Origin of the sequence: Kitasatospora sp. NPDC058492 (assembly GCF_042720685.1) — a bacterium.
Lineage (GTDB): Bacteria > Actinomycetota > Actinomycetes > Streptomycetales > Streptomycetaceae > Kitasatospora.
Genome location: NZ_JBHXMU010000036.1, coordinates 80,468 through 93,962, shown reverse-complemented (window position 1 = coordinate 93,962; position 13,495 = coordinate 80,468). Strand labels below are relative to the sequence as shown.

The window sequence follows — 13,495 nt, the reverse complement described above, 5'->3', positions numbered from 1 at the left end:
GAACGTGCTGTGGGCGCTCCTGCGCGACAACCGGATCTTCACCTCCGCCCCACCGGTCGCGCAGGCATCTTGACTTCATCATTGAGACTCCAGGAGACCGTCTGGACGAAGCTGTTGGACGAGGCGGGGTTCACGAAGATCAGTGTCGACCGGCTCCCTCCCACCGTGCCGAGTACACGCGCTGCAGACACCCTGCTTGTCCGCGCCTACCGTCAGCCCTGACGACCTTGGGAGAAATCGGCATCGGGGCATGCTGGCCGTTCCGGCTGCCGCATCACTTCACGTCGCCCCGTCGAGCAGCGGCTCGACGGGGCGACGTGAAGTGATGCCGCTACTCAGACCTCCCGGACGCCCGCTCGCCAGACCGCCGCCGTCAGTGGCACGCCCGGGCGGTACGCCAAATGCACGTGCGAGGGCGCGTCCAGCAGCAGCAGGTCAGCCCGGGAGCCGACCGCGACCGTCCCGACGTCGCCGCGCCGCAGCGCGTGCGCGCCGCCTGCCGTGGCCGCCCAGACCGCCTCGTCGGGGGTCATGCCCATCTCGCGCACCGCGACCGCGATGCAGAACGCCATCGAACTGGTGAAGCTGGAGCCCGGGTTGCAGTCGGTGGACAGCGCCACCACCGCGCCCGCGTCCAGCAGCCTGCGCCCGCTCGGGTACTCGGCCCGCGTCGAGAACTCCGCCCCCGGCAGCAGCGTCGCGACCGTCGCCGACCCCGCCAGCGCCGCCACGTCCTCGTCCGTCAGGTGGGTGCAGTGGTCCGCCGAGGCGGCCCCCAGCTCCACCGCGAGCTGCACGCCGGGCCCGTACGTGAGCTGGTTGGCGTGCACGCGCGGTGTGAGGCCCTTCTCGATCCCCGCCGTCAGAACGGCCCGCGCCTGGTCCCCGTCGAAGGCGCCCTGCTCGCAGAACACGTCCACCCAGCGGGCGTGCGGGGCGCAGGCGTCCAGCATCTCGCCGGTGACCAGGTCGACGTACCCGGCCGGGTCGTCGGCGTACTCGGGCGCGACCACGTGCGCGCCCAGGTAGGTGGTCTCCGGGGTGTGCTGCGCGGCGATCCGCAGCGCCCGCGCCTCGTCGGCGACGGTCAGCCCGTAGCCGGACTTGCACTCGATGGTGGTGGTGCCCTGCCGCAGCGCCTCCCGGACGAACCCGGCCAGGTTGGCGTCGAGTTCGGCGTCGCTCGCGGCCCGGGTGGCCGCCACCGTCGTACGGATGCCACCCGCCGAATACGCCTGCCCGGACATCCGGGCGTTGAACTCGGCCGTACGATCCCCCGCGAACACCAGGTGGGCGTGCGAGTCGACGAAGCCGGGCAGCAGCGCCCGGCCCTCGGCGTCGAAGCGCTCGTCCGCCGCCGGGGCCTGGGCTGCCGGGCCGACCCAGGCAACCGTTCCGCCGTCGATCACCACGGCCGCGTCGGTGAGCAGGCCGAGCGGCCCGGTGCCGTGCCCGGGGTCGTTGGTGACCAGGCTGCCGATGCCCGTGATCAAGGTGGTCCTGGTGCTCAAGACAACGCCTTCCGAAGGGAATTGAACAAAGAGGTCAGTGGTCCAGCACGCCGATCGAGTCCCGCAGCGCGCCCGGCACGTCCGCGACGAGCTGGTGCACGCCGTCCCGGACGACCTGCCGGCCGCCGACCACCACGTGCCGCACGTCGGCCGCCGAGGCCGCGAAGACGGCGGTCTCGGCGCCGAGGCGGGGCGGCGGGCCCGCGGTGCGCACCGAGTCCAGGGCGATCACGGTGAAGTCGGCGAGCGCGCCGGCCTCGACCCGCCCCGCCTCCGGCCAGCCGAGCGAGGCGTGCCCGTCCTCGGTGCCGGCCCGCAGCAGGAGGTTGGCCGTCCAGTGCCCGCGGGTGCGGGTGCGCAGCCGCTCGTTCAGCTCCAGGGCGCGGGCCTCCTCGAACGGGTCGATGACGGCGTGGCTATCGCTGCCCAGGGTGACCGGGCAGCCCGCCGAGGCGAGCCGGCGGGCCGGGCCGATGCCGTCCGCGAGGTCCCGCTCGGTGGTGGGGCACATGCAGATGGTGGTGGAGGTGTCGGTGAGGAGCCGGACGTCCTCGTCGGTGAGGTGGGTGGCGTGCACGGCCGAGGTGCGCGGGCCGAGCACGCCGTGGTCGGCGAGCAGCCGGGTCGGGGTGACGCCGTGCGCGGCGAGGCAGGCGTCGTTCTCGGCGGTCTGCTCGGACAGGTGGACGTGCAGCGGCGCCTCGCGCACCGCCGCCCACTGCGCGACGGTGCCCAACTGCTCGGCCGGGACGGCCCGCACCGAGTGGACGGCGGCGCCGATCCGGGCGTGCTCGCGGGGCTTGAGCGCCTCCGCCCGCACCGCCCAGGCCTCGGCGTCGCCGTCGCTGAACCGCTGCTGCGGCCTGGTCGGCTCGGCGCCGAAGCCGGCGGACAGGTAGCAGGTGTCGAGCAGGGTGATCCGGATGCCGGCCCGGGCGGCGGCCTCGATCAGCGCCTCGCCCATCGCGTTGGGGTCGTCGTAGCGGGCGCCGCCGGGGGCGTGGTGCAGGTAGTGGAACTCGCCGACGGCGGTGACCCCGGCCAGCGCCATCTCGGCGTAGACGGCGGTGGCGAGCGCCAGGTAGCGGTCCGGGTCGAGCGCCCCGGCGAACCGGTACATGGTGTCGCGCCAGGTCCAGAAGGTGCCGGAGCCGACCTGGACGTGGCCGCGCAGCGCCCGGTGGAAGGCGTGCGAGTGGGCGTTCGCCTGGCCGGGCAGCAGCAGCCCGTCGAGGCGGACGGCCCCGGGCGGGCAGGGCCCGCTGTCCGGGGTCACCGCGGTGATCCGGCCGCCGGGGCCGGCGGTGATCAGCACGTTCCGCTCGACCACCGGCCCGTTGGGGTGCGGCAGCCAGGCGTACTGCGCCCAGTACGCCACCGACTCGGCCCCCGAGGTCAATGGGCTCAGCGACACGCCAGGTCCTCCAGTACGTCGGCGAGGGCGGCGACCCCGGCCAGGCAGTCGGCCTCCTCGGCGTGCTCGGCCGGGGAGTGCGACACCCCGCTGGGGTTGCGCACGAACAGCATGGCGGTCGGGACGGCCGACGCCAGGATCCCGGCGTCGTGTCCGGCACCGGTGGGCAGCACCGGGGCGTCCAGCAGCTTGGCGAGCCGGTCGCGCAGCGGGCCGTCGAAGTCCACCACCGGGGTGTAGGACTCGCGGGTCAGCTCGACCCGGACGCCGTCGCGCCCGCCGCGCTCGGCGGCGGCCTGCTCGATCTCCTCGACCAGCGCGGTGAGCGTCGCCTCGTCGGCGGCCCGGGAGTCCAGCCAGCCGCGCACCAGCGAGGCGATCGCGTTGGTGCCGTTGGGCTCGACCGCGACCTTGCCGAAGGTGGCCAGCGCGCCCGCCAGCCGGGCCTTCTTGCGGGCCGCGAGCACGGTGTTGGCGTACGTCAGCATCGGGTCGCGGCGGTCCTCGATCCGGGTGGTGCCGGCGTGGTTGGCCTCGCCGTGGAAGTCGAACCGCCAGCGGCCGTGCGGCCAGATCGCGCTGGCCACGCCGACCGGCCGGTCCTCGGCGAGGAGGCGGCCCTGCTCGACGTGGAGTTCGACGAAGGCGCCGATCCGGGCCAGCCGGTCGTCGTCCGCGCCGATCGCGCCCGGGTCGTAGCCGGCCCGCTCCATCGCGTCGGGCAGCCGGACGCCGTCGGCGTCGCGCAGCTCGTACGCGGCCTCGCGGGAGAGCACGCCGGCGGACAGCCGGGAGCCGATGCAGGCCACGCCGAACCGGGCGCCCTCCTCGTCACCGAAGTTGGTGATCGCCAGCGGTCGGGTGAACTCGGCCCCGCGGCCGCGGAGTTCGTCCAGGGCCGCGAAGGAGGAGACCACGCCGAGCGGGCCGTCGAAGGCGCCGCCGTCCGGGACGGAGTCCAGGTGCGAGCCGGTGACGACCGCCCCGCCCGCGTTCGGATCGCCCAGCCAGGCCCACTGGTTGCCGTTGCGGTCCAGCTCGTAGGCGAGGCCGCGGTCACGGGCCTGCTGCTCGAACCAGGCCCGGCACTCGGCGTCGGCGGAGTTCCAGGCGAAGCGGCGGTAGCCGCCGGAGGCGGCGGAGCGGCCCACGGGGAGCAGCTCCGCCCACATCTCTTCGAACGAGGACGTCACAGCTCACCCATCGGGACGCGCACCCCGCGCTCGGCGGCGACCTCGGTGGCCCGGTCGTAGCCGGCGTCCACGTGCCGGATCACGCCCATGCCCGGGTCGTTGGTGAGCACCCGGCGGATCTTCTCGCCGGCCAGCGCGGTGCCGTCGGCGACGGTGACCTGGCCGGCGTGGATCGAGCGGCCGATGCCGACGCCGCCGCCGTGGTGGATGGAGACCCAGGACGCGCCGGAGGCCACGTTGACCATGGCGTTGAGCAGCGGCCAGTCGGCGATCGCGTCCGAGCCGTCCAGCATCGCCTCGGTCTCCCGGTACGGGGAGGCGACCGAGCCGCAGTCGAGGTGGTCGCGGCCGATCACGATCGGGGCGGACAGCTCGCCGGAGGCGACCATGTCGTTGAAGCGCTCGCCGGCCTTGTCGCGCTCGCCGTAGCCGAGCCAGCAGATCCGTGCGGGCAGGCCCTGGAAGTGCACCTTCTCCTGGGCCATCTTGATCCAGCGGTGCAGCGACTCGTTCTCCGGGAAGAGGTCGAGGACGGCCTTGTCGGTCTTGTGGATGTCCTGCGGGTCGCCGGACAGCGCCGCCCAGCGGAACGGGCCCTTGCCCTCGCAGAACAGCGGCCGGATGTACGCGGGGACGAACCCGGGGAAGGCGAACGCACGGTCGTAACCGGCCAGTTGGGCCTCGCCGCGGATCGAGTTTCCGTAGTCGAAGACCTCGGCGCCCGCGTCCTGGAAGCCGACCATCGCCTCGACGTGCCGGGCCATCGACTCGCGGGCCCGCTGGGTGAACTCGGCGGGCTCGGCCGCCGCGTAGTCCGCCATGTCGTCGAAGGCGACGCCCACCGGCAGGTAGGCGAGCGGGTCGTGGGCGCTGGTCTGGTCGGTGACGATGTCGATCGGCGCGTCCATCGCGAGCAGTTGCGGGACCAGCTCGGCGGCGTTGCCCAGCACGCCGATGGACAGCGGCTGCCGCTTGTCGCGGGCGGCGGTGGCCAGCTCCAGCGCGTGCCCGAGGTCCTTGGCCTCGACGTCCAGGTAGCGGTGCTCGATCCGGCGGGCGATCCGCGACGGGTCGCAGTCGATGCAGATCGCCACGCCGCCGTTCATGGTGACGGCCAGCGGCTGGGCGCCGCCCATCCCGCCGAGGCCGGCGGTGAGGGTGATGGTGCCTTCCAGCGTGCCGTTGAACCGCTTGTTGGCGACGGCCGAGAAGGTCTCGTAGGTGCCCTGCAGGATGCCCTGGGTGCCGATGTAGATCCACGAGCCGGCGGTCATCTGCCCGTACATGGTGAGCCCGAGACTCTCCAGCCGGCGGAACTCCTCCCAGTTGGCCCAGTCGCCGACCAGGTTGGAGTTGGCGATCAGCACCCGCGGCGCCCACTCGTGGGTCTGCATGACGCCGACCGGCCGCCCGGACTGGACCAGCATGGTCTCGTCCTGCTTCAGCCCCTCCAGCGTCCGCACCATGGCGTCGAACGAACGCCAGTCCCGCGCCGCCTTGCCCGTCCCGCCGTACACCACCAGCTTCGACGGGTGCTCGGCGACCTCCGGGTCGAGGTTGTTCATCAGCATCCGCAGGGCCGCCTCCTGCTGCCACCCCTGCGCCGTCAGCCCCGTCCCCCGCGCCGCCCTGACCTCACGCGGCCCACTCGCCTGCTGCACCATGTCCTGGCCTCCCTACGGATGGATTCATTCAGATTCAGCTCGGCTGAATATATCCAAACAATCAACTCCCGACCAGACCCCGAACCCATCCGATCAGCGTCCACGCCGGTACGCCCGCCGGCCGTACCCTGAGGCCGGAAACACCAGCCACTCGGGTCAGCAGAGGACGTCATGGCGACCATCCCCGTACTCCCCGGCAAGCTCCGCCACGCAGCAGGGGCGATCGAGCGGAGCACCGGACTGCGGGTCGAGATCATCGGAGGCATCCTGCTGCTGTCTCCGCCCCGCAGGGGCAAGCACGCCGGCACTGTGCGGCGCCTGCGCGAACGGATCGGATCACAACTGCCCGGCCTCGGCGTCTACGAGGCGGCATCCATCGCCCTTCCGGGCGACGAGGACGACTACGCGACACCAGACCTGGTCGTCCTACCCGCGCAATGGGGGAACCAGGACAACCGGCTGGCCCCGCCCAGCGACGTCGTCCTCGCCGCTGACGTGACTCCGCACCCCGGGCGTGTCAGCCATATCGGCACCAAGGCGGACTGGTACGCCGCCGCAGGTGTGGCCGTCCTCCTCGCGGTCGACCCCCGCAAGGGCGTCTGGACGCTCCGCACCCACCCCCGCGACGGCGAGTACCAGGGCGTGCTGCACGGCAAGTACGGCGAGCCCGTCCCGCTGCCCGCGCCGCTGCCCGCCGAGCTGGACACCTCCGCACTGCCGCTGTACGCACCCCGCGCCTGAGTCAGGCCGCGGCGTCGCCGTCCCAGTCGATGCCGATCTCGGCGAGCCAGCGGCGGTCGGCGGCGTCGGGGGTGGGCGGGGTCGGCGGGCGGGGGATGTTCTGGACCGGGCCGAGGCCGTACTTCTCGGCGGCCGCGGCGGCGGCGCGGGCGTCGGGTTCGATGACGCCGACGTGCACGGCGGACTCGTCTCCCGGGTCGAGGACGGTCAGTTCGGGATCGGGCAGGCGCCGCAGGGTGACGCGGCGTCCGCAGGTGGGGCAGGACCATTCGTCGACACCCGAGGCCAGGCGGGCGACGAACTTCATCTCGTGGATCACGCGCATGGGCGGCACCCCCTGCTGTAGGGGATGCCCGGGTTCGTGACGGCTACTCCCCGCCGTGTCTACTCCAAAAACAGGCCACGTGCCGCGGCGGACTGCTCGATGGCCTCCAACCGGGCCTCCGCGCCCGGGAGTTCGTCGCACATGCGCTGCAACAGCACCCGGCCGAGCATCATCGGCGCGCACGCGGTGTCGAAGACCAGCCCGGTGCCGACGGCGGCCGGCAGCATCAGGTCGGAGAGCTTGGCGACCGGCGCGAAGGCGCTGTCGGCGACGGTCAGCACCGTCAGCCCGCACTCGCGGGCCACCGTCAGCGCGTCCATCAGCTCCCGCGGGTAGCGCGGCAGCGCGAAGCAGAGCAGCGCGGTGGCCCCGGCCGCGGCGGCCTGTTCCAGCCGGTCGGCGAGCATGCTGCCGCCCTCGTCGAGGAGACGGATGTCCGGGTGCACCTTGGCGGCGAAGTAGGCGAAGCCGCGCGCCTGCGCGGAGGCGGCCCGCAGGCCGAGCACCGGCAGTGGGCGGGAGGCGGCGAGCAGCCGGGCGGCGCGGGTGATCGGCTCGGGGTCGGCGAGGAGTTCGGCGAGGTGGCGCAGGTGGGCGATCTCGGCGAGCACGGCCTGCTGGTGCTCGTTGCGCACCGCGTCGTCGGGGGTCTCGGGTGCGGCCGGCTCGCCCGCGCCGAGTTCGCGCAGCTGCTTGCGCAGCGCCGGGTAGCCGTCGTAGCCGAGGGCGACCGCGAAGCGGGTGACGGACGGTTGGCTGACGCCGGCGAGTTCGGCGACCTCGACGCTGGAGAGGAACGGCGCCTCGGTGGCGTGCCGGACCAGCGAGTGCGCGATCCGCCGCTGGGTCGGGGTCAGTCGGTGGCCTTCGAACAGCTGGAGCAGCCGGGCGGAGGGGCCGACCGTGCCGGCCTCGTCGGTGGCGGTCATCAGCGGTACCTCCGGATGCGAGCGATTCGGACGACGACTGTGCAGCAGTGCGTCGCGCCTGGCAAAGACGTCTCGTACGGCGGGACGCCGGGCGAGACGGCCCGAGCGGGTGGGGGCTCGGGGTAACCCTGAATTCTCCCTGAACCCGCCCGGATTCCCCCACCGACGGATGGACCGCGCCCCTGGCACGGGCCCAGGCTGTTCCCATGGACACTCGCCAGGACGACCTGCGGCGCGACCTCGACGCCGCCCTGCACGCTCGCAAGGAACTCGGCAAGGAGTACGAGCCGGAGTTGGTCGACTCGTTCCTGAGCCGCCTGGACGCCCGCCTGGACGCCCGGGTCGAGCGCCGGGTGGCCGAGCGGATGGACGACTACGAGCCCGCGCACCGGCGCCGACCGCACCGCCCGGGGCCGGGGCCGGGGCTCGGCCGGCCCGGCAACCGGTTGGCGGTGATCTCGCTGGCCCTCGGCATCCCGCTCACCGCGATCGCGGCCAGCCCGCAGGGCGGCGGTTTCTTCGGCCTGCTGGTCAGTTGGGCGGGCATCGTCGGGGTCAACTTCGCCGCCGCGTTCGGCAACCGCCGGGACCGGGACGAGCCGCGGTCCCGGTCCCGGGACGACTGGGACTGAGCCCCGCCGCCCGCACCGGACCCGACGGCCGTACCGGACCCGACGGCCCGTCACGCCGATCGCACCGAACGCACCGGGTCACACCGGCTCAGGCCAGCGGCCCGGTGACCCGCTCCACCGCCCGCACCAGTTCCCCGGAGGCGACCAGCGCGGCCGCGGCCTCCAGGTCCGGCGAGAGGAAGCGGTCGCGGCCGGCGCCGCCGACCCCCGCCTCCCGGGCGGCGGCCATGGCGGCCGTGGTGGCCGGGGCCGTCCGGCCCGCGCCGTCGGCCTGCTGGCGGATCTCCAGGGCGCGGGCGGCGGCGGTGAGTTCGACGGCGAGGATCCGGCCGAGGTTGTCGACGGACTGGCGCAGCTTGCGGGCGGCGGACCAGCCCATCGACACGTGGTCCTCCTGCATCGCGGAGGACGGGATCGAGTCGACCGAGGCCGGGACGGCGAGCCGCTTGTTCTCGCTGACCAGCGCCGCCTGGGTGTACTGGGCGATCATCAGGCCGGAGTCCACGCCGGGGTCGTCGGCCAGGAAGGCCGGCAGGCCGTGCGAGCGGGCCTTGTCGAGCAGCCGGTCGGTGCGGCGCTCGGAGATGGAGCCCAGGTCGGCGGCGGCGATGGCGAGGAAGTCCAGCACGTACGCGACCGGGGCGCCGTGGAAGTTGCCGTTGGACTCCACCCGGCCGTCCGGCAGCACCACCGGGTTGTCGACCGAGGCGGCCAGCTCGCGGGAGGCGACCAGCTGGGCGTGGGCGAGGGTGTCCCGGCCGGCGCCGGCCACCTGCGGGGCGCAGCGGATCGAGTAGGCGTCCTGGACCCGCGGCGCGTCGTCCTGGTGGTGGCCGGTGAGGCCGGAGTCCTTGAGGACGGCCAGCATGTTGGCGGCGCTCAGGGCCTGGCCCGGGTGGGGGCGGATCGGGGCGTGCAGTTCGGGGGCGAGCACCTTGTCGGTGCCGAGCAGCGCCTCCAGGGTCATCGCGGCGGTGATGTCGGCGGTGGTGTAGAGCCGCTGCAGGTCGGCGATGGCCATCACCAGCATGCCGAGCATGCCGTCGGTGCCGTTGATGAGGGCCAGGCCCTCCTTCTCCAGCAGTTCGACGGGCTCGATGCCGGCGGCGGCGAGCAGTTCGGCGGCGGGCTTCTCCACGCCGTCCGGGCCGGTGGCCACGCCCTCGCCCATCAGGACCAGCGCACAGTGCGACAGCGGCGCGAGGTCGCCGGAGCAGCCGAGCGAGCCGAACTCCCGGACCACCGGGGTGATGCCCGCGTTGAGCAGGGCGGCCATGGTCTGCGCGACCAGCGGGCGCACCCCGGTCCGGCCGGAGGCCAGCGTCTTCATCCGCAGGAAGACGAGTGCCCGGACGACCTCGCGCTCGACGGCCGGTCCCATCCCGGCCGCGTGCGAGCGCACCAGCGACCGCTGGAGCTGCGCGCGCAGTTCGGGGCTGATGTGCCGGACGGCGAGCGCGCCGAATCCGGTCGACACGCCGTAGACGGGGCGCGGTTCGGCCGCGAGGGCGTCGATCCGCGCCCGCGCCGTCGCCATCTCGGCGAGCGCGTCGGGGCCTATCTCGACCCGGGCGTTCCCCCGGGCGACGGCCAGCACGTCCTCGGCGCTGACGTCGGCCTTGCCGACCTGGACCAGCGGAGCGTCGGGGGCCACAGCACTGTGCATATCCATATACACCATCACATCAGGTGAATGAAGATATGACAACAGGTGGTCGCCATCCGAAACGGCCACGATCGTACGCCCGTACCGGCCAGCAGGATTTTCACCCGGGCCGCCCCGTACCGCACGCTGGTGCCCACGGACACGCACGGAGGTGGCAGGGCGATGACGCGGGCGACGGCACGGCGCCGGGTGGTGCGGCTGCGGGGGGACGAGCGCGGGGTGCGGCCGGACTCGCTGGCGGCGGAGGAGCCGCTGGAGATCCGGCTCGGCGGCGAGCCGCTGACCGTCACCATGCGCACCCCCGGGCAGGACTTCGACCTGGTGGCCGGGTTCCTGGTCGGCGAGGGGCTGGTGCACACCGCCGAGGAGCTCGCCGCCCTGCGGTACTGCGCCGGGACGGACGAGTCCGGCGCCAACACCTACAACGTCGTCGACGCCACCCTGCGCGGCGCCGCCCGCGCGCTGCCGCTGTCCGCGCACCGCAACCTGCTCACCACCAGCGCCTGCGGCCTGTGCGGCCGGGACACCGTGGACGCCGTCCGCACCCACGTCCGCCACCCGGTGGGCGAGGACCCGCTCACCGTCCCGCCGTCCCTGCTGTACGGCCTGCCGGACCGACTGCGGGCCGCCCAGCGCACCTTCGAGTCCACCGGCGGCCTGCACGCGGCCGGCCTGTTCGACGCCGCCAGCGGCGACCTGCTCTGCGCCCGCGAGGACGTCGGGCGGCACAACGCGGTGGACAAGGTGGTCGGCTGGGCGCTGCGCGAGGGCAGGCTGCCGCTGACCGGGCACGTCCTGCTGGTCAGCGGCCGGGCCTCGTTCGAGCTGACCCAGAAGGCCGCGCTGGCGGGCGTCCCGCTGCTGGCGGCCGTCTCGGCGCCGTCCTCGCTCGCGGTGGACCTCGCCGAGGAGCTGGGCCTGACCCTGGTCGGCTTCCTGCGCGGGGAGGGCGCGAACGTCTACACCCGGCCGGACCGGATCGCCTCGCCCTCCCCCGCCTCGCCCTCCCCCGCCGCGCCCTCGACAGCGGCGCCCTCCCCCGCCGCGCCGGTCACCCCCTGAGCTCGGCCTCGATCAGGTCCGCCGCCCGGGCGGTGCCGCCCTCGGCCCGGCCGGCGGCGGCCAGCGCCTTCAGCCGCTCGGCCACCGCCGGGTCGCCGACCAGCTCCAGCAGCGCGCCGCGCAGCGCCTGCGGGGTCGCCTGCGCGGTGTCCAGGCGGCGGGCGACGCCGAGCCCCACCAGCGCGTCCGCGTTGGCGAACTGGTCGACGGCCTGCGGCACGGCGATCATCGGCACGCCGTGGTACAGCCCCTCACTGGAGCCGCCCATGCCCGCGTGGGTGACGAAGGCGTCCGCCTGCGCGAGCACCGACAGTTGCGGCACCCACCGGTGCACCTCGACGGTGTCCGGCACCTCGCCCAGGTCGGCCAGGTCGGTGTGCGCGCCGACCTGGAGCACCGTGTGCCAGCCGGGCAGGCCGCCGAAGGCCTGGACGCAGGCCCGGTAGAACGCGGGCTGGTGGGTGAAGGCCGAGCCGAGCGAGACCAGCAGCACCTTCTCCGCGTGCGCCGGCCGGTGCCACCCACCCTGGTGGGCGCGGTCGCCGAAGCACGGCCCGACGAAGGTCACGCGCCGCTCGTCGACCCGGTCCGCGTTGAGCTGCAGGGCGCGCGGGATCAGGGCGACGGACCGCGCCGGGCGACCCTTGAAGGCGTCCACGTCGCGTTCCACCGTCCCGGCCTCGGCCAGCCAGTCGGCGAACCGCCGGTAGTGCTCGGCGCCGCCGGGCCCGTTGCGGATCGCCTCGTACACCTCCGCCATGTCCTGCTCGATGCCCTCCCAGCCGACGTAGGTGGGCGACAGCTGCACCACCGGCACGCCCAGCCGCTCGCCGAGCGCCCGCCCGGCGAAGCCCGCGATGTCGCAGAGCACCAGGTCGGGGCGGTCGTCCGCGAAGGCCTCCAACAGGACGGGGTGCATCGCGAGGGCGTCGTCCAGGAACAGCTCCTGGAGCGCCACCGGGTCCTCCTCCCAGGCGTCCGGGCCGCCGGCGAGCGGCAGCCTCGTCGGGTACGGGACGAAGCGGGCGCCGGTCGACTCGACGGCCCCGGCGAAGGAGGCGTCGTTGACGTAGCTGACCCGGTGGCCCCGGGCGACCAGTTCGGCGATCACGGCGAGGCTGGGGTTGACGTGCCCGTGGGCCGGGATCGAGACCATCAGGATGTGGGCGGGGTGCGCGGAGCGGGTCATGGGGGCCTCCAGGGTCCAGAATGAGACGAGACGATCCGTCTCGCTGGCGCCGCTCCAGCATGGTCCGGGGCCCGACGCCGCGTCAAGACGATACGGTCCGTCTCGCTACTTCGCCTAGAATTTCCGCCATGGCCCACAGAACCGCCCCCGACCCGGCCCGCCGCAGCGAACGCTCCCGCGCCGCCGTCCTCACCGCCGCCGCCGAACTCGTCGCCGACGTCGGCTTCGGCAAGCTCACCATCGAGGCGATCGCCGCCCGGGCCGGCGTCGGCAAGCAGACCATCTACCGCTGGTGGCCCTCCAAGGGCGCCGTCGTCTTCGACGCCTTCCTCGCCGCCAACGAGCACGAGGGCAGCCTCGCCCTCCCCGACACCGGCGACCTCGCCGCCGACCTGCGGGCCGTCCTGCGCCCCGCCGCCGACGAACTCACCGACCCCGCCCTCGACCGCACCTACCGCGCCCTCACCGCCGAACTGCTCAACGACCCGGCCCTGTACGCCGACTACCGCACCCGCCTGCTGGACCCGCTCCTCGACGTCACCCGCGAGCGCCTGCGCAGCGCCCGCGAGGCCGGCCAGCTCGCCCCCGACGCGGACCTCGACCTCGCCCTCGAACTCCTCTACGGCCCGCTCCACTACCGCTGGCTCTACCGCCTCGGCCCGCTCGACCACGCCCACGCCGACCGCCTGGTCGAGGCGGTCCTGCGCGCCCTCGGGCGGGCCTGACCGCACCGGCCGCCCGCCCCGGCCTCACACCACCGGGGGCGAGGCCGCGCCCGCCAGGGCGACGGCCACCAGGGCGCGCATGGCGAAGGCGGCCTGGCCGAGCGGCAGGGTGGCGTCGTCGGCGAAGAGTTCGACGAGCCAGCCGCCGGCCGGGTTCTGGCCGCCGGCGGCGACCATGCCGCGGTAGCCGGAGACGACCAGCATGGCCTCCTCGGCCGGGTCGTTGCCGGCCGCGCCGGCGCGCAGGGCGAAGGCGCCGCCGCGGACGGCGCGGCGGGTCATCGGGTAGTGGCGCAGGTCGAAGACGGCGTCCGGGGCCTCGATCTGGGCCCGCTGGGTCTCGGCGCGGGTGCTGCTGGGGCCCCTGGTCATCCGGTAGACGGCGTGCTGGGCGGTGCGCATGAGGTGGGAGCCGGGCGGGACGTAGGAGACCCACCAGCCGAC

12 protein-coding genes are annotated in these 13,495 nt (G+C 74.2%); 4 read left to right on the top strand and 8 right to left on the bottom strand.

The window, feature by feature from the left end; translation table 11 throughout:
* Positions 1-335: 335 nt before the first annotated feature.
* Genes hutI through hutU form a run of 4 tightly spaced genes read right to left on the bottom strand, consistent with a single transcriptional unit; the run spans position 336 to position 5,782 of the window.
* On the bottom strand, positions 336-1,511 hold the full coding sequence (gene hutI / locus ACFWPI_RS23580) for an imidazolonepropionase (protein WP_380379567.1): 1,176 nt from the start codon (positions 1,509-1,511) through the stop codon (positions 336-338).
* 34 nt (positions 1,512-1,545) lie between these two features.
* Positions 1,546-2,925: a formimidoylglutamate deiminase gene (locus tag ACFWPI_RS23575; protein WP_380379570.1), complete on the bottom strand. Its 1,380-nt coding sequence runs from the start codon at positions 2,923-2,925 to the stop codon at positions 1,546-1,548.
* A complete protein-coding gene (locus ACFWPI_RS23570) occupies positions 2,916-4,097 on the bottom strand; it encodes an allantoate amidohydrolase (protein WP_079136304.1) in 1,182 nt (393 codons plus the stop codon). The genes ACFWPI_RS23575 and ACFWPI_RS23570 overlap by 10 nt, the downstream gene beginning before the upstream one ends.
* A 17-nt stretch (positions 4,098-4,114) precedes the next feature.
* Complete coding sequence (hutU, locus tag ACFWPI_RS23565; RefSeq protein WP_380379573.1) at positions 4,115-5,782, bottom strand: urocanate hydratase; 1,668 nt, start codon at positions 5,780-5,782, stop codon at positions 4,115-4,117.
* 171 nt (positions 5,783-5,953) lie between these two features.
* Here hutU and ACFWPI_RS23560 point away from each other — a divergent pair, with 171 nt between their 5' ends.
* On the top strand, positions 5,954-6,523 hold the full coding sequence (locus ACFWPI_RS23560; RefSeq protein ID WP_380379576.1) for a Uma2 family endonuclease: 570 nt from the start codon (positions 5,954-5,956) through the stop codon (positions 6,521-6,523).
* A gap of 1 nt (position 6,524) precedes the next feature.
* Here the strand turns inward: ACFWPI_RS23560 and ACFWPI_RS23555 are convergent, their stop codons facing one another.
* The gene (locus tag ACFWPI_RS23555) at positions 6,525-6,848 is read right to left on the bottom strand and encodes a hypothetical protein (protein ID WP_063349091.1); all 324 of its coding nucleotides are present in this window, start codon (positions 6,846-6,848) and stop codon (positions 6,525-6,527) included.
* 59 nt (positions 6,849-6,907) lie between these two features.
* Positions 6,908-7,777 (bottom strand): MurR/RpiR family transcriptional regulator, encoded by an 870-nt coding sequence (locus ACFWPI_RS23550; protein ID WP_363369166.1) that lies wholly within the window; start codon positions 7,775-7,777, stop codon positions 6,908-6,910.
* Positions 7,778-7,983: 206 nt separating this feature from the next.
* Between ACFWPI_RS23550 and ACFWPI_RS23545 the strand changes: the two genes are divergently transcribed.
* Positions 7,984-8,409 (top strand): hypothetical protein, encoded by a 426-nt coding sequence (locus ACFWPI_RS23545; protein ID WP_380345498.1) that lies wholly within the window; start codon positions 7,984-7,986, stop codon positions 8,407-8,409.
* An 88-nt stretch (positions 8,410-8,497) separates the two neighbouring features.
* Here the strand turns inward: ACFWPI_RS23545 and hutH are convergent, their stop codons facing one another.
* Positions 8,498-10,081, bottom strand: a complete 1,584-nt coding sequence (gene hutH / locus ACFWPI_RS23540) for a histidine ammonia-lyase (protein ID WP_363369169.1) — start codon at positions 10,079-10,081, stop codon at positions 8,498-8,500.
* A gap of 156 nt (positions 10,082-10,237) precedes the next feature.
* Here hutH and fdhD point away from each other — a divergent pair, with 156 nt between their 5' ends.
* Positions 10,238-11,137, top strand: coding sequence for a formate dehydrogenase accessory sulfurtransferase FdhD (gene fdhD, locus ACFWPI_RS23535; RefSeq protein ID WP_380379581.1), 900 nt, complete (start codon positions 10,238-10,240; stop codon positions 11,135-11,137).
* Here fdhD and ACFWPI_RS23530 read toward each other — a convergent pair.
* Positions 11,127-12,326: a macrolide family glycosyltransferase gene (locus ACFWPI_RS23530; protein WP_380379584.1), complete on the bottom strand. Its 1,200-nt coding sequence runs from the start codon at positions 12,324-12,326 to the stop codon at positions 11,127-11,129. The genes fdhD and ACFWPI_RS23530 overlap by 11 nt on opposite strands.
* 128 nt (positions 12,327-12,454) lie before the next feature.
* Between ACFWPI_RS23530 and ACFWPI_RS23525 the strand changes: the two genes are divergently transcribed.
* Positions 12,455-13,051 carry a TetR/AcrR family transcriptional regulator gene (locus ACFWPI_RS23525; protein WP_063349086.1) on the top strand — a complete coding sequence of 199 codons (597 nt, stop codon included), beginning with the start codon at positions 12,455-12,457 and terminating at the stop codon, positions 13,049-13,051.
* Positions 13,052-13,495: the final 444 nt, after the last annotated feature.